Consider the following 19,324-nt stretch of genomic DNA (forward strand, 5'->3'; position numbering starts at 1 on the left):
CAAAGGGGTGAGGCCATGCCGCTTTATGTGCGCGACGAACGGGTCAACCAGCTCGCCGAACAGGCCCAGAAAATCCTGAAGGCGCCGACCAAGACCGACGCCATTCGCCAGGCGCTGGAGCGCGTGGTGAAAGAGGACGAGCAGCGCCCGCCGCTGGCCGAGCGGCTGGAGAAGATCAAGCAGCGCTATCAGGGCATGGGAACGGTCGATCCTGATTTCGATGAGAAAGCTTTTCTCGATGAAATGTGGGGCGACATCTGATGTTCCTCGATACATCGGCCATCATCGAATATTTTCTGGATGGGCCGGAATATGACCGGATTGCCGCGGCCTTGGCAAAAAGCGAAGCCGGCTTTTACGTATCGCCCACGGTCATTTTCGAGGCTACGACAGTTTTGGCCGGAAAACGTCAGATCGCCGTCGATGATGCCACAAGGCTGATCGCCAATTTTCTCGATGAACTGAACGCCGAAATCCTGCCGATCACCGGCGAAACGGCGCGCTCAGCACTTGAGGCCTTTTCGCGCTACGGCAAGGGTCGCCATCCGGCGCGCCTCAATTTCGGCGACTGTTTTTCCTATGCAGGCGCCAAGGCATCCGGTGCGGCCCTCATCTATGTCGGCGAGGATTTTCGCCGTACCGACCTCGCCTGAGCCGATACACCTCATACTTCTACAAGGAGACGCGCCATGGATCTCTTTCTCGAAAAGGACGACGATCCGCAGACGCTGGCCTTCGTTGCCGAGCGAAACGCACGCTCCGAAGAGGTGCTGACGACGCCGCAGATGCAGGCTGATGCGGCGGCCATTCAGGCCATGCTGGAGCGGCAGGACCGGTTGATCATCCCCACCCGGCGCGGCAACTGGCTGTTTGATTTCAACCGCTCGGCGGACAATCCGCTCGGCGTGCTGCGTCGCCTGCCGGCGGATCTCGCACCGCGTGCCGATGCGCCGTGGGAGACCGTCCTGGATGTGGACCAGTTCTGCGCCCGCGAAGGCAAGCGCTGGATCTTTGGCGGCTGCGTCACCTGCCCCTTCGAGCCGACGCGAGTGCTGTTGCGCCTGTCGGACGGCGGATCGGATCTGACGCGCTTTCTGGAATTCGACCTGGAGACGAAACAGGTGGTGGATGGCGGCTTCGACACACCGACCGTGCGCGCCCATGCGAGCTGGCTGAGCCGCGACGAAATCGCCTATTTCGGCTCGATCGATGCCTTTTCCGCCACGCAGTCCGGCTGGCCGCGCGTCGGCCGGCGTCTGCGGCGCGGCGAAGCACCGGCAGATGCCGAGATCCTGTTTGAAGCCGCCGAGAGCGATGTCACCGGTTATGGCTTCGTCATCGACCCGGCGCTCGGCGGTTATGAGGGGGCAGACCCACGGCAGATCCTTGTGTTCGTGAAAAGCCATGAGATCGGCAAGGTCAGCATCCATGTGGTGGATGGCGAAGGCGATGCGCGTCGCCTGCCGCTCCCGACCGAGATCGGCTTCGACATCAACCACAGCCATTGCCTGTGGCTGGCGAAGAACGACGAACAGGTGCCAGGCGGCAGTCTCGTCCTGCAGTCGCTGACGCCATTCGGTGCGCAGCCGCTGTCTTCCGAGCGTCGCATTCTGGTCGCGCCTGCGCCGGGACGTTCGGTCCATCATTTCGCGCTCCTGCGCAATTTCGCCGTCTATTCGGTCAACGACCGTCTCACGCCCTCGCTCTACGTGCTGGACATCACGCGACCGGACGCGGAGCCGCAGCGCATTGCCTTGCCCGACGGCGTCGAGGCGCTCTATTTCACGCCGCTCTATGCGGATCTGCATCTGGGCGACGACACGCTGTCGGTGATCGGCTCGGGTTTCCTGACGCCGCCCACCCGCTATACGCTGTCTTTATCCGATGCGAGTGGGCGCCCGATCACGACGCCACCGCTCCTGGTGCCGGAAGACACTTCGCCCGCCTATTTCGATGCCGAGGGCATGACGAGCGAACTTCTGGAAGCCACGTCGGAAGATGGTACCCAGGTGCCCTATCACCTCGTCCTGCCCAAGGCGTGGGCGAAGGGCGATCTGCCGGTGCTGATCTATGGCTATGGCGGCTTTTCCGCCTCGCTTGGCCCGCATTACTCCGGCACCATCGGCCGGTTTGTGGAACAGGGCGGCGCCTATGTGCAGGCCTATATCCGCGGCGGCGCGGAACTCGGGCCGCAGTGGCACACGCCCGTCAAGCGCCATGGCCGTCACAAGGCTTACGAGGATTTCGTTGCCATCGCCCGTGATCTGGTGAAACGCGGCTATTCAAAGCCGTCGCGCATTGCCGCAACTGGCGCCAGCAATGGCGGCCTGCTGACCGGCGTCATGCTGACGCGCTATCCGGACGACTTCGGCGCCATCTGGTGTCGCGTGCCGGTTCTCGACATGACGCGCTTTCATCTCTTCCCGGCCGGAAAAGCCTGGATGGACGAATATGGCAATCCGGACGATCCGGACGACCGCGCCTATCTCTTGAGCTATTCGCCGCTGCATCAGATCACGCCGGCATCGGACAAGGCCTATCCGCCGCTCTACATCGAAAGCTCGAGCAATGACGACCGGGTGCATCCCTCGCATGCGCGCCGCTTTGCCAAGGCGCTGGAAGCGGCCGGTCATCAGCCCCTCTTCCACGAATTCGGCTCCGGTGGCCATGGCGGCGCCGGCAACTCGGCGGAAATGGCGCGGCGCACGGCGATGGGCTACAGTTTCCTGCGTCAGACCATTTTGAAATGACCATCTGCCTGCGGCAGCTTACACTTGTGCATCGCCATTTCGGCCGATGAGTATTAGCCAGATGCGCGTCAGGCCAACGGCCTGACGCCGCTTTGCATCCCGTTTGCGGCGCTACCCTCTGTCTGAGAAGGAGGAAGGCCGAACGCGGATCCTTCGCCTAGGCCGCAGCCAGCGCTTTCTCGATATCCTGGATCGAATGGCCGGTCAGGTCCTTGTCGACTTCGCCGATCAGCACATCCGTGAGTGACTTGTGATAGCCCTTGCGCATTTCGCCAAGTGTGCGTGGCGATGCGACGATCACGAGGCTCTTGATCTTGCCGCTGAGCACATGGCTGTTCAGCATGGATACGACGCCGGAGCCGAACGCATCCTCGTTCTGCTGGCTGTCATCCGGATTGGCAGCGCTGCTGGGATGGCGGGCGCCGGATGAAATGACCGAATCATCGATCTCCTGCGAGTCCATGGACTTCAGCTTCGGATTTTGCGCGTCGCCATTGTTCTGGAAAAGGCTGAGTTTTTCGCCGTCTGCGACCGCAATAACCGTGTTCTGGGGAAGTTGCATCTGGGTTCTCCCTGTTCAGCAAGGCGCGTCCCGACGGGGCGGCCTTTGCCAAGTATCGATGCAAATGTAATCCCCGGGATCGTGATCCGTTCCCTGCGCCCGGTCGTTTCCCAGCGTGCATACCCGTCGAATGCGGCTGATGCGTTAGCCGCCTGCTTTGAAACGGCGCGCGCGACCAGAAGGATTTCTGCGCAGGCGCCTGCAGAACTCGTGCAAGCGAGTTCATACCGGGATGGAGAACCGGAAACCGGTTCTCCATCCCGTCCCAACGATCTGTTATGCTCCCGACGATCCGGCTCAGGCCTTGAAGACGCCGTGGACGGCAAGGGCCGACAGCGGCTGGCGCGGGCTTGGCACTTCGCGGGCTTGCAGCCCTTCAGGCAGAAGATCGGCCGGACCCTGCGTGCCGATGGCAACGGCTGCGTGCAGCACATGGTCTTCCGGCAGGTTGACGGCCTTGGCCATGGCGGCCTTGTCGAAACCGGCCATGGCATGGGCGGCAAAGCCTGCGATATGGGCCTGCAGGGCAAGATAACCCCAGGCAGCGCCGGCATCGAAGGTATGGCTGCCGTTGTCGCTGGCTTCCGTCTTGCCGGGGGCGATGAATTTCGTCGCGCTGGCAATGATCACGAGCGCCGAGGCCGTCTTTGCCCAGGTCTGGTTGAACGGCATGATCGCATCAAGGATCGGCTGCCAGACGTCATCGCCCCTCAGCGCATAGATGAAGCGCCAGGGCTGGGCATTGAAGGCGGACGGCGCCCAGCGGGCGGCTTCGAGAAGGGCCAGCAGCTCCTTCTCACTCATCGTCGCATCGGTAAAAGCCCGCGGCGACCAGCGGGCGGGAAAGACGTCTGCGACCGGGTGATCGGCCTTGCGGGTGTTGACCGGGATATTCGCGTTCATGGCATCCAGCTCCGAATGGAAAACGACCCATCAGCTAGCAAGCCCTATTGCAGCGCACAAGGGGAAAGCCGCGCGACGGGCGAACTCAGAAACGCCCCGCCGCCGATCAGGCCTTCTTGACCCAGCGCCCTTCCTGCGACTGCTGCCAGTAGGTGAGCTGGTGGCCTTGCGCCTTCAGCACCTTCCAGTGGCCGCGCGCGCCCGAAAGCTGGGCCGCGTCATACCCGTCGAAAAGGAAGACGACGCGTTCATAGGCGGAAAGATCGGCCGGCTCGGCGCCATCCACCAGAAACCGCACCGTTGCCCCATTATGGTTGGCGTCCGTCACGGTCAGGAGAACCGGCTGATGCTCGGCCATCTCCCCCTGGTCGGTGCCATGCGGGAGAAAACTTTCCTCCCGATAGGTCCACAGATGCTGGTCGAGCGCATCGCGGCGCGCCTCTCCCACCGTCTGAAGCACGACGCGCCAGCCCCGTTCGACGCTTTTTTCGAGAAGCGCCGGCAGCGCTTCTTCGAGCTTCGATTCGGTCAGATGGTAGAAGAGGACTTCGGTCATTCAGCCATCACGCCTCGTAGCGGTCGCGCACCAGCTGGTCGAGCAGGCGCACGCCATAGCCGGATCCCCAGGACTGGTTGATCTCGTTCAAGGGCGAGCCCATGGCGGTGCCGGCGACATCCAGATGCGCCCAGGGCGTTTCGCCGACGAAGCGCTTCAGAAACTGCGCAGCGGTGATCGAGCCCGCATAGCGCCCGCCACTGTTCTTCATGTCGGCGAATTTCGAATCGATGATCTTGTCGTAATCCTTGCCGAGCGGCATGCGCCACAGCTTCTCGCCGCTTTCCTCGCCGGCGGCGATGAGGCTGTTGGCCAGGTCGTCGTCGTTGGAAAACAGTCCCGCCTGCAGGTTGCCGAGCGCCACCAGGATCGCGCCGGTGAGCGTCGCCAGGTTGATCATGAAGCGCGGCTTGAAGCGCTCCTTGGTGTACCAGAGCGCATCGGCCAGAACGAGGCGGCCTTCCGCATCGGTGTTGATGATCTCGATCGTCTGCCCCGACATCGAGGTGACGATATCGCCGGGGCGCTGGGCATTGCCGTCAGGCATGTTTTCCACAAGCCCGATGATGCCGATGGCATTCACCTTCGCCTTGCGGGCGGCAAGCGTGTGCATGAGGCCGGTGACGGCGGCAGCGCCGCCCATATCGCCCTTCATGTCTTCCATGTTGGCGGCCGGCTTGATCGAGATGCCGCCGGTATCGAAGACGACGCCCTTGCCGACAAAGGCAAGCGGCGCCTCGCCGTCTGCCCCGCCGTTCCACTGCATGATGGCCATGCGGGCGGGACGCGCCGAGCCCTGGGCAACGCCGAGCAGCGCGCCCATGCCGAGCTTCGCCATCTCGGTTTCCGTGAGGATTTCCACCGCAACGCCCAGCGATTCGAGCGCCTTGGCGCGCTCGGCAAATTCGACGGGACCGAGCACGTTCGGCGGAAGGTTCACCAGCTCGCGGGCGAGATTGACGCCATCGGCCACCGCCTGCGCCGAGACCATGCGCTCCGAGGCCGCCTGATGGGCCGCCGTGACGATGGTGACGGTGACGGATTTTGCCGCCTTGTCCTCGTCATCCTTCTTCTTTGTCTTGTAGGCGTCGAAAGCATAGGCGCGCAGCAGGAGGCCGGTTGCGAAATCCACAGCCTTTTCCGGCGTGATGTCCGTGCCCGGGGCGTCGAGAAACACAGTGACAGTCTCGGCGCGCTTGACGACGCTCGATGCCTTGCCACCAGCGCGCAGCCAGTCATAGGCCGTCAGTTCGTCCGCCTTGCCAAGCCCGATCACCACGACCCGGTCGAAGGGCGACTGATGCGGCGCCAGAAGGTCCAGCACGCCCATCTGCTTGCCCGAAAAGCCCGCAATACCGGCCGCACGCGTGATGACACCGGCGGGATCAGTGACGGAATGGCCTGACGGCGCGTGATCACCCGACAGCTGCAGCGCGATGGCAAGGCCGCCATCGGCAGGAGCGGAGGGCGCGAAACGGATCGTATACTGAACAGACATGGTATCTCCGGAGGCAGAGGATATGGTCACTCGCAAGGGGCCAATCTGGGACGATGGCGCGTGAACGGCAAGGGTTGCGGCAAAAAGGTTCCACACCGGCGTCGCAATATTGTCATCGAGCTCTCTTACCCGCTAATATGACGTGCACCGATTTCCGAGGCTTACCTGTTTTGACATACACGTTCCAGTCACGCGGTCAGTTTTCGGGACGCCGCGTCCTCGTCCTCTTCCGGCGACCTGCAACCTGGCTGATGACGCTGATGGCGGCCTGGTGGTTTCTGCTTGCGATCTTTTATGCCTTCCCCACGCTCGACATTCACGTGGCGCGCACCTTCTTTACCGAAACCGCCTGCGGCGGCGAGCTGGTCGCCGGGCGGATCTGCGGCCTGTTTCCCTATTCGCAGCAATGGCTGCTGATCATCCTGCGCAAGGTTTTCTTCTACCTGCCGGTCACGGTCGCCGGTCTGCTGCTGATCCTGCTCATCCGCAACCTGCAGCACCATGGCGCGACCTATGACGCGGGCGCGACACGCCGCTATTCGATTGCGCTCTTGTCCTTCGTTGCCGGCCCCTATGTGCTGGTCAACCTCGTCCTGAAGACGATTTCCGGGCGGCCACGTCCTTACCAGACGGACCTGTTCGGCGGGGCGGACATCTTTACCGCTGCCGGCACGCTCGATGGCGCCTGCACCAACAATTGCTCGTTCATCTCGGGAGAAGCGGCCGGTGCCGGCTGGCTCGCCTGTCTGATCGTCCTGATGCCGCCGCCGCTGCGCCCGATCCTCGGGCCGCCGCTGTTTGCCATCTGCCTGATCCCGCCGGCGCTCAGGATTTCCTTCGGCGGCCACTATCTGTCGGACGTGATGCTCGGCTTCCTGTCCTCCTGCGTCGTCTATGCCGCCGTTGCCACCTATTTCCAAATGACACAGCCGGAAAAAAAACAGTGAGCACAAACGGCTTTGTGAAAAAGTCACTGTCGCCATGGCGGCGCAAATTGCATAGAACGCACATCGTGGCCGCAGTGAAGCGACGTACCGGATCAGAATGAAGCTCCTCGAACTCTACATATTGCGGCGATCCTTCCAGATGTTCCTGGTCACCCTCGTTCCGGTGCTGACCATCATCTGGACCATCCAGGTTCTGGGCCGCATCAACCTCGTCACCGATACCGGCCAGTCGATGGGGTCGTTCGCGACGCTGGCGACGTTCATCCTGCCCACCATCATCCCCGTCGTCCTGCCTTTTGCCGTGGTCATCGGCATCACGCAGACGCTGAACGCCATGAACAACGATTCGGAAATGGCCGTCATCGACGCCGCCGGTTCGCCCCGCATGGTGCTCTATCGGCCGGTGATGATGATGGCTGTCGGTCTTGCGGCACTTTCTTTCCTCATCACCAATTTCGTCGAGCCGGCCTCGCGCACCAGTGCCCGCGAAATGGTGGCAGAAGCCTATGCGGACCTTCTATCCTCGGTCATTGAGGAAAAGACCTTCCGCAGCATCGAGGACGGTCTGTATGTCCAGATTTCCGAGCGCCATTCGGGCCGCGTGCTGAAGGGCCTGTTCCTCGTCGATTACCGCGATCCCAACTGGGATCTCATCTATTATGCCCGCGAAGGCTCCATCGACGACAGCGGAACGACGCTGACCATGCGCGACGGCGAGGTGCACCGCAAGGCAAAGGACGGCCGCATTTCCGTGGTCAAGTTCCTGTCCTATGCCTTCGACCTCTCTTCCATGACCGAATCGACAGGTAACGCCACCGTCTATGCCGGCGACCGCAGCCTCCGCTTCCTGATCAACCCGGATCCGACCGACAAGGCCTTCCTCGCCTCGCCCGGAAGCTTCCGCGCCGAGTTTCATCGCCGCATGTCCGACTGGATGCTGCCGGTGGTGTTCGCGCTGGTCTCGCTGGTGGTGGCCGGCAGCGCCCGCTCCAGCCGTCGGGCGCGCCTGCATCCGATGGTGTCTGCGCTGATCATCGCCTTTGCCATCCGCTGGTTGAGCTTTTACGTGTCGAACGGCGCAAAGAACGACGCAAGCTTCGTGCCGCTCGTCTATCTGGTGCCGATCGCCTCGGCGCTGATTGCGATTTTCATGCTGGCCACCAACCGCCAGCTGAAGATGCCCGCATTCGTCTCCCATGCCGCCGGCCACTGGATGAACCGCGCCGAACGGCGCCTCACACGGGTGATGGCCGGCACAAAGGGGAGCGACAGCCGATGATCTCGCGCACCCTCAGCTGGTATTTCTTCAAACGCTACATCATCACCGCGCTCTGGTTCTTCCTCGGCGTCTGCGGCATCATTTTCCTCGCCGACTTTTCCGAGACGAGCCGGCGCATGTCGAATTTCGTCGGCTATACGGTGCCGGGTGGCCTGCTGATGAGCGCGCTTCGCCTGCCGCTGATCTTCCAGCAGACGGTTCCGACGCTGACCCTCTTCATCGGCATGACGACGCTGATCACGCTCAACCGCCGCTCCGAATTGGTGGTGGCGCGCGCGGCCGGGCTTTCCGTCTGGCAGTTTATCATGCCCTTCGTCGCCGGTGCTTTCCTGATCGGGCTGTTTGCCACCATGGCCATCAATCCGCTCGCCGCCTGGGGGCAGAATCAGGCCTCGAACATCGAGACGGACTGGCGCAAGGCAAGCAATGCCGAACGCAGCAGCAATTTCCTGCCCTGGCTGCGCCAGATCAGCAAGGATGACGACACGATCATTGGCGCAAAAAGCTACACGAAGGGCGGCAGCGAACTGAACGGCGTGGTGCTTTTCCACTTCGACCGCAACGCTCGCGTCATTCTGAGACAGGATGCGGCGACGGCGACCTTGGAGAATGGTTACTGGAAGCTTAACGACGTTCTCGAAACGCGCAGCGACGCGCCGCCGTCCCGCAAACCGGTCGTCGAAGTGCCGACAAATCTTCGCAAGGAATTCCTGCAGGAATCGCTCGCCAAGCCGGATAGCGTTGCTTTCTTTGACATTTTAAGAAAAATTGAGGTAGCCCGCTCGTTCGGTATCTCCACCAAACCGCTGGAAACGCAATTTCATTCGCTTCTGTCGATGCCACTTCTTCTGGTGGCAATGACATTGATCGCCGCAACCGTTTCTCTCCGTTTCAGCCGTATGGCGCAGTCGCGCTCGGTGATTCTGGGTGGCATCGTCTGTGGCTTCGTGCTTTATGTTGTAACCGTGCTCGTAAGGGCATTCGGGAGCAGCGGGGTTGTTCCGCCATTCGTGGCCGTCTGGATTCCAGTCGTCGTCGCAATGGCGCTCGGGGCAACGATCCTGCTTCATCAGGAGGATGGCTAGTGGCGGTAATTGACCGCGGGAATATCAGACGGCTTTTTGCGGCCCTGCTGACCAGCACGGCTGTGACACTTGTCGTTGTTGGCCCCTCACCTGTCATGGCCCAGAGCGCGCCTCTGGTGCCGGAGGCCGCGGATGGAGCGAAGATGCTCCTGCGCGCCAATGAACTGACCTATAACCAGGATATCGAGCGCGTCACCGCCGTGGGCGGCGTGCAGATCTATTACAATCGCCACCGCATGGTCGCCCAGCGGGTGGAATATGACCAGAAGACCGGTCGCGTCATGGCGACGGGCAATATCGAGCTGATCGAGCCCGACGGCGCGCGCATCTATGCCGATTCGATGGACGTCACCGACAATTTCGGCGAAGGCTTCGTCAATGCGCTGCGCGTCGAGACGACAGACAATACGCGCCTGGCTGCCGAAAGCGCCGAACGCCTGCCCGACGACAAGATGGTGCTGAACAACGGCGTCTATACCGCCTGCCTGCCTTGCGCGCAGCGGCCGGACAAGGCGCCGCTCTGGCAGGTGAAGGCGCAGCGCGTCATCCGCGACGGCAAGAACCACACGATTCGCCTCGAACACGCCAAGTTCGAACTGTTCGGCATGCCGATCGGCTATGTGCCCTTCGTCACGGTTCCCGATGAAACGGTCGAGCGCAAGTCGGGCTTCCTGTTTCCGCGCATGAGCCTGACCGACAAGCTCGGCTTCGGCACGACGGTTCCCTATTACCAGGTCTTCTCGCCCAGCATGGACGCGACGATCAGCCCGACCTACTATACCAAGCAGGGGCTGCTGCTGCAGGGCGAGATCCGCAACCGCTTCGAGACGGGCGACCACATCCTGCGCTTTGCCGCCATCGATCAGCAGAGCCGCAACACCTTCGACGCGGGCACCAGTGACCAGCGCGCCAGCACGCGCGGCATGATTGCCTCCAAGGCGCATTTCCAGATCAATCCGCGCTGGGCCTTCGGCTGGAACGTCATGGCGCAGACGGACAACAACTTTTCCAAGACCTACCGGCTGACCGGCGTCAACTCGACGCCGTTCACCAACGACATCTACCTGACGGGCCTTGGCAACCGCAATTCGTTTGATCTGCACAACTACTATTTCGACGTGCAGGACAACACCTATTCGCGCTTGGCCGAAAAGCAGCAGGCGATCGTCTACCCGGTCATCGACTACAAATACTATTCGCCGGAGCCGGTGCTGGGCGGACAGCTGTCGATCACATCGAACTTCACCAACCTGTCGCGCCGCGAAGACGACTTCTACCAGGAAGGCGGGGCGACCCGCTTCCGCGGCCTGGAGGGCAGCTACAGTCGCTTCACCACCGAGGCGGAGTGGGAGCGCACCTTCACATCGGACGAAGGCCTGCTGCTGACACCGCTTCTGGCAGCCCGCGGCGATGCGCTGCGCGCCACCGGTTCCTCGACGCCGAGCTTCAACGGCGTGACCTATGATGGCGATTACAGCGGCGACAATGCCGACACGCGCTACATGCTGACGGCTGGCCTGGAGGCTCGCTACCCGATCCTGATGACCACCGGCAGCAGCACGCATGTGATCGAACCGATCGCCCAGCTGTACGTCCGTCCCGACGAGCAGCTGGCCGGCGGCCTGCCCAACGAGGACGCGCAGAGCTTCGTCTTTGATGCGACCTCGCTTTTCGAACGCGACAAGTTCTCCGGCTACGATCGCATCGAGGGCGGCACGCGCGCCAATGTCGGCCTTCGCTACAACGGCTCCTTCGACAATGGCATCGGCCTTCGCGGCATCGTCGGCCAGTCCTACCAGCTGGCGGGCCTCAATTCCTTCTCGACGCCGGATCTCGTCAATGCGGGCGCCGAATCGGGCCTTGAATCGGATGTCTCCGACTTTGTCGGCATGGCTGCCATCGACCTGCCCAAGGGCTACAGCCTGTCGCTGCAGGGACGCTTCGATGAAAAGAGCCTCGACCTTCGCCGCGCCGACGCCGCCTTCAGCTACAACATGGCGCGCATGAGCGGATCGCTGGTCTACACCAATATCCAGCCGCAGCCGGAATACGGCTCGGTGGACAAGGGCGAATACCTGAAGTCCAGCAACAACCTGCGCGTCAACGAAAACTGGTCTCTGGCGACGTCTGCGACCTGGGACATGAACAAGCAGGAAGTGATCCGCCGCGGCATCGGCATGACCTATGCCGACGAGTGCACGGTCTTCACGCTGGCCTATAGCGACGAGCCGGCCAATACCGATCCGAATGACTGGACGATCACGGCACGCCTCACCTTCCGCACGCTCGGCGAAATCGCCGTTGGATCGGAAGACAGCAGCGATAACTGACCGGCCTTGGCAAAGACCGGCGCTTTTGCGGAGCCTTCGGGCAAAACGCAGGGCACCGGTCCTGCGGGCCTTGCGAAGGTCATTGTTTCGCCGCATGAATTATGCAATCGAACGCCATGGACAATACCGCATGAGCGGGCGGCCCCTGAAGGGGACGCCCCACCGCAGGAAGGGACGAATGATGTTTGCCAGCATAGCCTTGCGCCGGATGGCACTTGCCGCGACCGCACTCGCTGCCTCCCTCGTCGTGGCACCGCTAGAGCAGCAGGCTCTCGCCGCAAGCCAGATCGCGGCCGTCGTCAACAAGACGCCGATCACCAGCACCGATGTCAGCAAGCGCGTCGCCTTCCTGAAATTGCAGCGCAAGACCGGCAATCTGCAGAAGATGGCCCGCGACGAACTGGTTGACGAAGCGCTGAAGCGCGAAGAGATCGCCCGCGTGCGCATGTCGGTGAGCACCGACGAGGTGGACAAGGCTTTTGGCCGCTTCTCGGCCAGCAACAAGATGTCGCCGGACCAGATGGCGCAGATCCTCGACAAGGCCGGCGTCGGAGTCGATCACTTCAAGGCCTTCATCGCCGTGCAGATGAGCTGGCCACGCCTCGTCAACGCGCGCTACGGCTCGGGCGGCAAGATGTCGTCGGAAGAACTGGTCAAGCGCATGATGCAGAACAAGGAAAAGCCGGTTACCACCGAGTATTTCCTGCAGCAGATCATTTTCGTCGTGCCGCCGGCCAAGCGCGGAGCGATCCTCGGCAAGCGCAAGGCGGAAGCCGAAGCCTCGCGCTCGCGCTATCCGGGTTGTGATCAGGCCAAGGACTTTGCCAAGAGCATGCGGGACGTGTCCGTGCGCAGCCTCGGCCGCGTGATGGATCCGGAACTGCCGGGTGAATGGCGTCCGCTGATCGAAAAGGCCTCTGCCAACGGCACGACGGCCACGCGCGAGACGGAGCGTGGCATCGAGTTCCTGGCGATCTGCAACAAGCGCCAGGTGTCTGATGATGCCGCCGCCGAAGTCGTCTTCCGCGCCGAAGATATCGGCAAGCAGGAAAAGAACGGCGCCAACCCGAACGACGCCAAATACCTCGAGGACCTGCGCAGCAAGGCGCAGATCGTCTATCCTTGAGCGCGCTCAAGGACGTCTCGTCCGGGGCTCTTGAAGGCGACGACCGGCCGCTGGCGCTGAGCCAGGGCGATCCGGCCGGCATCGGCCCGGATATTGCGCTGGCCGCCTGGGCACGGCGCCTCGAACTCGGCCTGCGACCTTTCCTTTACATCGGCGATCCGTCAGTGCTGGCGGCGCGCGCCCATCTCATCGGCATGGACGTGCCGTTTCGCGAAGCGGATACCGGGAGCGCCACCTCGCACTTCGCCGATGCGTTTCCCGTGCTTCCCGTGCCGATCGGTGCAGAGATCGAGGCGGGACGGCCGCATGTCGCCTCCGCCCGCAGCACGATTGCAGCCATTGAAACCGCCGTCAGCCTCTGCCTTGCCGGCAAGGCCTCGGCGGTCGTCACCAATCCGATTGCCAAGTCCGTGCTCTACGAGGCTGGTTTCGGCTTTCCCGGCCATACGGAATTTCTCGCCGATCTCGCCGCAAAAGCGACCGGAACGCCCGTCACTCCGGTAATGATGCTGGCCGGCCCGAAGCTGCGCGCCATTCCGGTGACCATCCATATTCCGCTGAAGGACGTGGCAACGGCGCTGACGCAGGATCTCCTGCTTGAGACCTGCCGCATTGCCGATCACGATCTGCGCCACCGCTTCGGCATGGCGCATCCACGGCTGGCGGTGGCCGGGCTCAACCCGCATGCGGGCGAGGATGGCGCCATCGGCCTTGAGGATCGCGATCTCATCGAGCCCGCCATCACGCTGCTGCGCCAGGAGGGCATCAATGCCTTCGGCCCCCTTCCCGCCGACACGATGTTCCATGACGAGGCGCGCGGCCGCTATGACGTGGCGATCTGCATGTATCACGACCAGGCCCTGATCCCGGCCAAGGCGCTCGGGTTTGACGATTCGGTGAATGTCACGCTCGGCCTGCCCTTCATCCGCACCTCGCCCGACCACGGCACCGCCTTTGGCCTTGCCGGCAAGGGTGTGGCACGCGAAACGAGCCTCGTTGCCGCGCTGAAACTTGCAAGCCGGCTGAGCGATACCGCGCTCCACAGCGGCGCACCGCAGGGCCAATCCTGACAATGGCGACACTCGACGGTCTTCCGCCGCTGCGCGATGTCATCGATCGCTTCGGCCTTGATGCGAAAAAGGCGCTCGGGCAGAACTTTCTGCTCGATCTCAACCTCACCCAGAAGATTGCCCGCACGGCAGGCCCGCTGGAGGAGACAACCGTCATCGAGGTCGGCCCCGGCCCCGGCGGTCTCACGCGCGCCATCCTGTCGCTTGGTGCCAAGAAACTGATCGCCATCGAGCGCGATGCGCGCTGCCTGCCGGCGCTTGCCGAAATCGGTGCTCACTATCCCGGTCGCCTCGAGGTGATCGAGGGCGATGCGCTGAAGACGGATTTTGCGTCGCTCGTACCGGAAGGCCCGGTCAAAATCATTGCAAACCTGCCCTATAATGTCGGCACGCAGCTTCTGATCAACTGGCTGCTGCCACCCGTCTGGCCGCCCTTCTGGCAATCGCTGACGCTGATGTTCCAGAAGGAAGTCGGCCAGCGCATCGTTGCCGGCGGCAATGACGACCATTTTGGCCGGCTCGGCGTCCTCTGTGGCTGGCGCACGCAAGCGCGCATGGCCTTCGACGTGCCGCCGCAGGCATTTACGCCGCCGCCGAAAGTCACCTCCACCGTGGTGCATCTGACACCGCGCGAAACCCCGATGCCCTGCGACGTCGCAAAGCTGGAGCGTGTGACGCAGGCCGCCTTCGGCCAGCGCCGCAAGATGCTGCGCCAGAGCCTGAAGCCGGTTGGCGGCGAGGCGCTTCTCAACCGCGCCGGCATCGATCCGGCCCGGCGCGCCGAAACGCTGTCGGTCGAGGAATTCGTCACGCTCGCCAACCTGATCTGAGCCTTGATGTCTTACGGAAAAGGGCACCGCATCGCAGGATGCCGGTGCCCTTTCTATTTGTGGCGGAAACGATGTGGCTGGACCTCTCAGCGGGCGGAAAGCTCCGGCTCTTCCTGCAGAAGACTTTCGACAAAATCGAACAGGCCGTAGCGGCGGTCGCGGCGGATGCGCTCTGCCTTGACGATGCAGCTCACATGGCCGAATGCCTCATCCAGGTTGTCATTGACAATGACATAGTCGTATTCGCGCCAGTGGGCTATTTCGGCGCGCGAATTGAGGAGACGGGTGCGGATCACCTCCTCGGTATCTTCCGCCCGCCGGTGCAGGCGCGACTGCAGCTCCGCCATCGAGGGCGGCAGCACGAAGATCGAGACGATGTCGGCCTTCATCTTGTCCTGCAGCTGGAGGGCGCCCTGCCAGTCGATGTCAAACAGCATGTCGCGGCCGGCCGCCATGGCGGCTTCCACGGGCTCGCGCGGCGTGCCGTAGAAATTGCCGTGCACCTCGGCCCATTCCAACAGTTCGCCGTTGTCCCGCATGCGCTCGAACTGCGGGATGGTGATGAAGTGGTAATGCTTGCCGCCGATTTCGCTGGAGCGCTTGGCGCGCGTCGTGACGCTGACCGAGATTTCCAGGCTATGGTCGTCGCGCAAGAGATTTCCGGCGATCGTCGACTTGCCCGCCCCCGATGGCGAGGACAGGACCAGCATCAGGCCGCGACGGGCAATCTTGACGGGTGATGATGGCGCCTGGCTCATGCGCTACTCCAAATTCTGGATCTGTTCGCGAAACTGGTCGATGACCACTTTCAGCTCTATACCAGCAGCCGTGACCTGAGCCGAGTTGGATTTGGAACAGATCGTGTTGGATTCACGGTTAAATTCCTGGGCCAGAAAATCGAGCCGCCGGCCGATCGGGCCGCCCTTGGCCAGAAGCTCGTCGGCGGCTGCGACATGCGCCTTCAGCCGGTCCAGTTCCTCGCGCAGATCGGCCTTGGTGGCCAAAAGTGCGGCTTCCGCGTAGAGCCGGTCGCGGTCAAGGCCGCTTCCGGCGTCGAGCAGCGGCGCAAGCTGCGCAGACAGCCGACGCAGCGCCTCCTCGGGCGTGCGCGACGGGTCCTTCTCGATCGCCTGCGTCAGGCTCTCGATGCTGCGAACCTGCTGGTCGAGAATGGCGGCAAGGGCTGCCCCTTCCCCAAGCCGCATGTCCACCAGATCATTGAGCGCCGCTTCGAGCCCGGCCATGACGGCAAGGTTGCGCGCCTCGGTGGCGTCCGGTCCGTCTTCGGCTTCGCGGATATCCACCAGTCCGCGGATCGACAGAAGGCTGTCCAGCCTGAGCGGCGAAGCATCGACGAGATCGCCAAGCTCGGTGCGCAGCGCCAGAACCGCGTCGAGCGCCTCGCGGTTGACGACCGCCTCCATGCGCGCCTCGGCAACCGACAAGGACAGGCTTGCCTGGACATTGCCGCGGTTGAGGCGCGCCGAAATGGCCTTGCGGATGTCGTTTTCCAGAGGCTCGAGGCCGGGCGGCAGGCGCAGGCGCACATCCAGCCCCTTGCCATTGACCGAGCGCAGCTCCCAGGCAAAGCGATAGCGCCCGACCGCGCCCTCATGCCGGGCAAAGCCGGTCATGGACTGAACGTTCATGCGATAGTCCTCAAAACGCTGGCGGCAGCCACAGGGCTGCCGCACTGTTAATTGTTGGCGGGCTTTTCCGCCTCGGCGCCGCCGGGCTGGCCGTCAATCACTTCCGAATCGGCCGTGCCGGCGGCGGGGCGCTGCGCCTCGATCTGGCGCCAGCGGCGCACATTGGCATTGTGCTCGTCAAGCGTTGCCGCAAAGGCGTGGCCACCGGTGCCGTCCGCCACGAAATAGAGGTCCTTGGTGCGCCACGGATTGGCGACGGCCTCCAGGGCGGCGCGTCCCGGATTGGCGATCGGGGTCGGCGGCAGGCCCTTGATCTGATAGGTGTTATACGGCGTCTGCTTGTCGAGATCGGCGCGCGTGATCGGACGGTCGGCCGGTTTCCCGGCCCCTCCGAAGATGCCATAGATGATCGTCGGATCGGACTGCAGGCGCATGCCCTTGTTCAGACGGTTGATGAAGACGGAGGCGACATGGGCGCGCTCGTCGTCCTTGCCGGTTTCCTTCTCGACGATCGAGGCCAGCACGATGAATTCCTGCTTGGACTTGATCGGCAGATCCGGATCGCGCTTGGCCCAGATCTGGTCGATCAGGCGCTCCTGTGCGGCCTTCATCTGCGACAGGATTTCCGCGCGCTTGGTGCCGCGGGAGAATTTGTAGGTGTCCGGACGCAGGCTGCCTTCCACCGGCTTTTCCTGGGGCAGATCGCCTTCCAGGACCGGATCTTCGGCAAGGCGCGCAAACATCTGCTGCACCGTCAGGCCCTCGGGCAGAGAGACGGAATAGAGAATGGACTTGCCCGATTCGAGAACTGCGGCGACGTCCTTCATCGAGGCGCCGGCCTTGATCTCGTATTCGCCGGCCTTCAGCGTCTTGGTATCGCCGAGATAGGTATCGGTGACGTAGCGGAAGATGCGCGCATCCGAGATGATGCCGTTGCGCTCCAGCGTCTGGGCGATCTCGACGAGGCCTGCGCCCTGGCGGATCACTACATGGCTGTTGGTCTCCAGCGGGCCGGGCTTCTGATAGGTGTTGATGATGTAATAGAACCCGGCAATGCCGACGACGCAGGCCAGCACCACCATGGTCATCAGGAAATTCAGGAAGATGACGATCTGGCTGCGGGCCTTCTTCGAACGCCGCGGCGGCTCCGGCACGCGTTCCGGCTTCAGCGCCTCGTTCGGCGATTTCGGAATGATGGGGCCGCGGCCGGTCGGATCGGCGGCGCGCCCTGAAGCCATCTCGCTGCTGTTGTTCGGATCAGTCACCGGCACTCCTTCTGAGACTTGCGCATTGCATGAGCTCTTGCTCAAGCAATGCGGCAAAAACAGGGTTCAGAAGACGACAGCCCGGCAGAGACGTCTACCAGACCCGTCTGTCGTTCAGCCTTCGTAACGGCGCAGCACGAGCGAAGCGTTCGTGCCGCCGAAACCGAAGGAGTTGGAAAGTGCCACATCGATCTGGCGCTTGCGCGCCACATGCGGAACGAGGTCAATCTTCGTCTCGACATCGGGATTGTCAAGATTGAGTGTCGGCGGAGCGACATTGTCGCGAATGGCGAGCGCCGAGAAGATCGCCTCGATGGCGCCTGCCGCCCCCAGAAGATGGCCGACGGCCGACTTGGTGGACGACATCGACACCTTCGACGCCGCATCGCCGACAAGACGCTCGACGGCGCCAAGCTCGATCGTGTCGGCCATGGTCGAAGTGCCGTGGGCGTTGATATAGTCGAGATCGGACGCCTTCAGCCCGGCGCGCTTCAAAGCAGCGGTCATGCAGCGGAAAGCACCATCGCCGTCCTCGGAGGGCGCGGTGATGTGATAGGCATCGCCCGACAGGCCGTAACCGATCACTTCGGCGTAGATCTTGGCGCCGCGTGCCTTGGCATGCTCCAGCTCCTCCAGAACCACGATGCCGGCGCCCTCGCCCATCACGAAACCGTCACGGTCACGGTCATAGGGGCGCGAGGCCTTGGTCGGATCGTCATTGTGCTGGGTGGAGAGCGCCTTGCAGGCGGCAAAGCCCGCGAGCGAAATGCGGCTGATCGGGCTTTCCGCACCGCCGGCCACCATCACGTCCGCATCGCCAAAGGCAATAAGACGGCTGGCATCGCCGATGGCATGGGCGCCTGTCGAGCAGGCCGTCACCACCGAATGGTTCGGGCCGCGCAGCTTGTGCTTGATGGAGACGTGGCCGGAGACGAGATTGATCAGGCGTCCCGGAATGAAGAAGGGTGAGATGCGGCGCGGGCCCTTGTCGCGCAGCGTATAGCCGGCCTCGACAATGCCTTCGATGCCGCCGATACCCGAACCGATCAGCACGCCGGTGGCACACTGGTCCTCGTTGCTTTGCGGATGCCAGCCGGCATCGGCCAGCGCCATGTCGGCGGCGGCAATGCCGTAGACGATGAACGGATCGACCTTGCGCTGCTCTTTCGGCTCGACCCAGTCGTCGGCGATGAAAGCGCCTTCAACCGCGGCATCCGTGGGGATGCGGCAGGCAATCTTTGCCGGAAGATCGTCGGTTTCGAATTCGGTGACCCGGCGCGCGGCATTCTGGCCAGCGATCAAGCGTGACCAGCTGATTTCCGTGCCGCAGCCAAGAGGAGATACCATCCCGGTACCGGTGATAACGACACGCCTCATGCCAGCGTCCCACCCCCGCATGTACTAGCTTATATCAGAATATCGAAGCGGCCCGAGCATGCCGGGCCGCCCATGAACCATCACCCGAAAGGGCGTG

18 protein-coding genes are annotated in these 19,324 nt (G+C 62.9%); 10 read left to right on the plus strand and 8 right to left on the minus strand.

Annotation, left to right across the window (positions count from 1 at the left end; genetic code table 11):
- Positions 1–15: 15 nt before the first annotated feature.
- From ACEXP3_RS00995 to ACEXP3_RS01005, 3 genes are read left to right on the plus strand one after another with little or no spacing between them, the layout of a single operon-like run.
- Complete coding sequence (locus ACEXP3_RS00995) at positions 16–261, plus strand: type II toxin-antitoxin system VapB family antitoxin (protein WP_377295596.1); 246 nt, start codon at positions 16–18, stop codon at positions 259–261.
- Positions 261–653: a type II toxin-antitoxin system VapC family toxin gene (locus tag ACEXP3_RS01000; protein ID WP_377295597.1), complete on the plus strand. Its 393-nt coding sequence runs from the start codon at positions 261–263 to the stop codon at positions 651–653. The genes ACEXP3_RS00995 and ACEXP3_RS01000 overlap by 1 nt, the downstream gene beginning before the upstream one ends.
- Positions 654–689: 36 nt before the next feature.
- Positions 690–2,750, plus strand: a complete 2,061-nt coding sequence (locus ACEXP3_RS01005; RefSeq protein ID WP_377295598.1) for a prolyl oligopeptidase family serine peptidase — start codon at positions 690–692, stop codon at positions 2,748–2,750.
- A 157-nt stretch (positions 2,751–2,907) separates the two neighbouring features.
- Here ACEXP3_RS01005 and ACEXP3_RS01010 read toward each other — a convergent pair whose 3' ends face one another.
- The 4 genes from ACEXP3_RS01010 to ACEXP3_RS01025 form a co-directional block, all read right to left on the minus strand.
- A complete protein-coding gene (locus ACEXP3_RS01010; RefSeq protein WP_377295599.1) occupies positions 2,908–3,312 on the minus strand; it encodes a host attachment family protein in 405 nt (134 codons plus the stop codon).
- Positions 3,313–3,609: 297 nt separating this feature from the next.
- Positions 3,610–4,215 (minus strand): nitroreductase family protein, encoded by a 606-nt coding sequence (locus ACEXP3_RS01015; protein ID WP_210102964.1) that lies wholly within the window; start codon positions 4,213–4,215, stop codon positions 3,610–3,612.
- Between the two features lie 106 nt (positions 4,216–4,321).
- The gene (locus tag ACEXP3_RS01020) at positions 4,322–4,771 is read right to left on the minus strand and encodes a DNA polymerase III subunit chi (protein WP_210102965.1); all 450 of its coding nucleotides are present in this window, start codon (positions 4,769–4,771) and stop codon (positions 4,322–4,324) included.
- Between the two features lie 7 nt (positions 4,772–4,778).
- Positions 4,779–6,269, minus strand: coding sequence for a leucyl aminopeptidase (locus ACEXP3_RS01025; protein WP_377295600.1), 1,491 nt, complete (start codon positions 6,267–6,269; stop codon positions 4,779–4,781).
- A 170-nt stretch (positions 6,270–6,439) separates the two neighbouring features.
- Here ACEXP3_RS01025 and ACEXP3_RS01030 point away from each other — a divergent pair, with 170 nt between their 5' ends.
- The 7 genes from ACEXP3_RS01030 to rsmA all read left to right on the plus strand — a co-directional run bounded on the left by ACEXP3_RS01030 (position 6,440) and on the right by rsmA (position 14,936).
- Positions 6,440–7,216, plus strand: coding sequence for a phosphatase PAP2 family protein (locus ACEXP3_RS01030; protein WP_377295601.1), 777 nt, complete (start codon positions 6,440–6,442; stop codon positions 7,214–7,216).
- 97 nt (positions 7,217–7,313) lie between these two features.
- Positions 7,314–8,495, plus strand: coding sequence for an LPS export ABC transporter permease LptF (gene lptF, locus ACEXP3_RS01035; RefSeq protein ID WP_377295602.1), 1,182 nt, complete (start codon positions 7,314–7,316; stop codon positions 8,493–8,495).
- Positions 8,492–9,580 carry an LPS export ABC transporter permease LptG gene (lptG, locus tag ACEXP3_RS01040; protein WP_210102968.1) on the plus strand — a complete coding sequence of 363 codons (1,089 nt, stop codon included), beginning with the start codon at positions 8,492–8,494 and terminating at the stop codon, positions 9,578–9,580. The genes lptF and lptG overlap by 4 nt, the downstream gene beginning before the upstream one ends.
- Positions 9,580–11,910 carry an LPS-assembly protein LptD gene (locus tag ACEXP3_RS01045; protein WP_377295603.1) on the plus strand — a complete coding sequence of 777 codons (2,331 nt, stop codon included), beginning with the start codon at positions 9,580–9,582 and terminating at the stop codon, positions 11,908–11,910. Before lptG ends, ACEXP3_RS01045 begins: the two co-directional genes overlap by 1 nt.
- Positions 11,911–12,088: 178 nt before the next feature.
- A complete protein-coding gene (locus ACEXP3_RS01050; protein ID WP_377295605.1) occupies positions 12,089–13,036 on the plus strand; it encodes a SurA N-terminal domain-containing protein in 948 nt (315 codons plus the stop codon).
- On the plus strand, positions 13,033–14,106 hold the full coding sequence (gene pdxA / locus ACEXP3_RS01055; protein WP_377295606.1) for a 4-hydroxythreonine-4-phosphate dehydrogenase PdxA: 1,074 nt from the start codon (positions 13,033–13,035) through the stop codon (positions 14,104–14,106). Before ACEXP3_RS01050 ends, pdxA begins: the two co-directional genes overlap by 4 nt.
- 2 nt (positions 14,107–14,108) lie before the next feature.
- Positions 14,109–14,936 carry a 16S rRNA (adenine(1518)-N(6)/adenine(1519)-N(6))-dimethyltransferase RsmA gene (gene rsmA, locus ACEXP3_RS01060; protein ID WP_210102972.1) on the plus strand — a complete coding sequence of 276 codons (828 nt, stop codon included), beginning with the start codon at positions 14,109–14,111 and terminating at the stop codon, positions 14,934–14,936.
- An 86-nt stretch (positions 14,937–15,022) separates the two neighbouring features.
- On the opposite strand, the gene gmk is transcribed toward rsmA, so the two are convergent.
- From gmk to fabF, 4 genes are all read right to left on the minus strand, one after another.
- Positions 15,023–15,694 carry a guanylate kinase gene (gmk, locus tag ACEXP3_RS01065; RefSeq protein WP_210102973.1) on the minus strand — a complete coding sequence of 224 codons (672 nt, stop codon included), beginning with the start codon at positions 15,692–15,694 and terminating at the stop codon, positions 15,023–15,025.
- A gap of 3 nt (positions 15,695–15,697) precedes the next feature.
- Positions 15,698–16,585: a YicC/YloC family endoribonuclease gene (locus tag ACEXP3_RS01070; protein WP_377295607.1), complete on the minus strand. Its 888-nt coding sequence runs from the start codon at positions 16,583–16,585 to the stop codon at positions 15,698–15,700.
- 47 nt (positions 16,586–16,632) lie between these two features.
- Positions 16,633–17,823 (minus strand): endolytic transglycosylase MltG, encoded by a 1,191-nt coding sequence (gene mltG, locus ACEXP3_RS01075; protein ID WP_210104077.1) that lies wholly within the window; start codon positions 17,821–17,823, stop codon positions 16,633–16,635.
- Positions 17,824–17,964: 141 nt separating this feature from the next.
- Positions 17,965–19,227: a beta-ketoacyl-ACP synthase II gene (fabF, locus tag ACEXP3_RS01080; RefSeq protein WP_210102975.1), complete on the minus strand. Its 1,263-nt coding sequence runs from the start codon at positions 19,225–19,227 to the stop codon at positions 17,965–17,967.
- Between the last annotated feature and the right edge of the window lie 97 nt (positions 19,228–19,324).

Origin of the sequence: Neorhizobium fuzhouense (assembly GCF_042611105.1) — a bacterium.
In the GTDB taxonomy this organism is placed as follows: domain Bacteria; phylum Pseudomonadota; class Alphaproteobacteria; order Rhizobiales; family Rhizobiaceae; genus Neorhizobium; species Neorhizobium galegae_A.

Excerpts from the sequence above, each read along its gene's own strand:
- ACEXP3_RS00995 (WP_377295596.1), top strand. The coding sequence starts at position 16 with ATGCCGCTTTATGTGCGCGACGAACGGGTCAACCAGCTCGCCGAACAG.
- ACEXP3_RS01000 (WP_377295597.1), top strand. The coding sequence starts at position 261 with ATGTTCCTCGATACATCGGCCATCATCGAATATTTTCTGGATGGGCCG.
- ACEXP3_RS01005 (WP_377295598.1), top strand. The coding sequence starts at position 690 with ATGGATCTCTTTCTCGAAAAGGACGACGATCCGCAGACGCTGGCCTTC.
- ACEXP3_RS01010 (WP_377295599.1), bottom strand. The coding sequence starts at position 3,312 with ATGCAACTTCCCCAGAACACGGTTATTGCGGTCGCAGACGGCGAAAAA.
- ACEXP3_RS01015 (WP_210102964.1), bottom strand. The coding sequence starts at position 4,215 with ATGAACGCGAATATCCCGGTCAACACCCGCAAGGCCGATCACCCGGTC.
- ACEXP3_RS01020 (WP_210102965.1), bottom strand. The coding sequence starts at position 4,771 with ATGACCGAAGTCCTCTTCTACCATCTGACCGAATCGAAGCTCGAAGAA.
- ACEXP3_RS01025 (WP_377295600.1), bottom strand. The coding sequence starts at position 6,269 with ATGTCTGTTCAGTATACGATCCGTTTCGCGCCCTCCGCTCCTGCCGAT.
- lptF (WP_377295602.1), top strand. The coding sequence starts at position 7,314 with ATGAAGCTCCTCGAACTCTACATATTGCGGCGATCCTTCCAGATGTTC.
- lptG (WP_210102968.1), top strand. The coding sequence starts at position 8,492 with ATGATCTCGCGCACCCTCAGCTGGTATTTCTTCAAACGCTACATCATC.
- ACEXP3_RS01050 (WP_377295605.1), top strand. The coding sequence starts at position 12,089 with ATGATGTTTGCCAGCATAGCCTTGCGCCGGATGGCACTTGCCGCGACC.
- rsmA (WP_210102972.1), top strand. The coding sequence starts at position 14,109 with ATGGCGACACTCGACGGTCTTCCGCCGCTGCGCGATGTCATCGATCGC.
- gmk (WP_210102973.1), bottom strand. The coding sequence starts at position 15,694 with ATGAGCCAGGCGCCATCATCACCCGTCAAGATTGCCCGTCGCGGCCTG.
- ACEXP3_RS01070 (WP_377295607.1), bottom strand. The coding sequence starts at position 16,585 with ATGAACGTTCAGTCCATGACCGGCTTTGCCCGGCATGAGGGCGCGGTC.
- mltG (WP_210104077.1), bottom strand. The coding sequence starts at position 17,823 with ATGGCTTCAGGGCGCGCCGCCGATCCGACCGGCCGCGGCCCCATCATT.
- fabF (WP_210102975.1), bottom strand. The coding sequence starts at position 19,227 with ATGAGGCGTGTCGTTATCACCGGTACCGGGATGGTATCTCCTCTTGGC.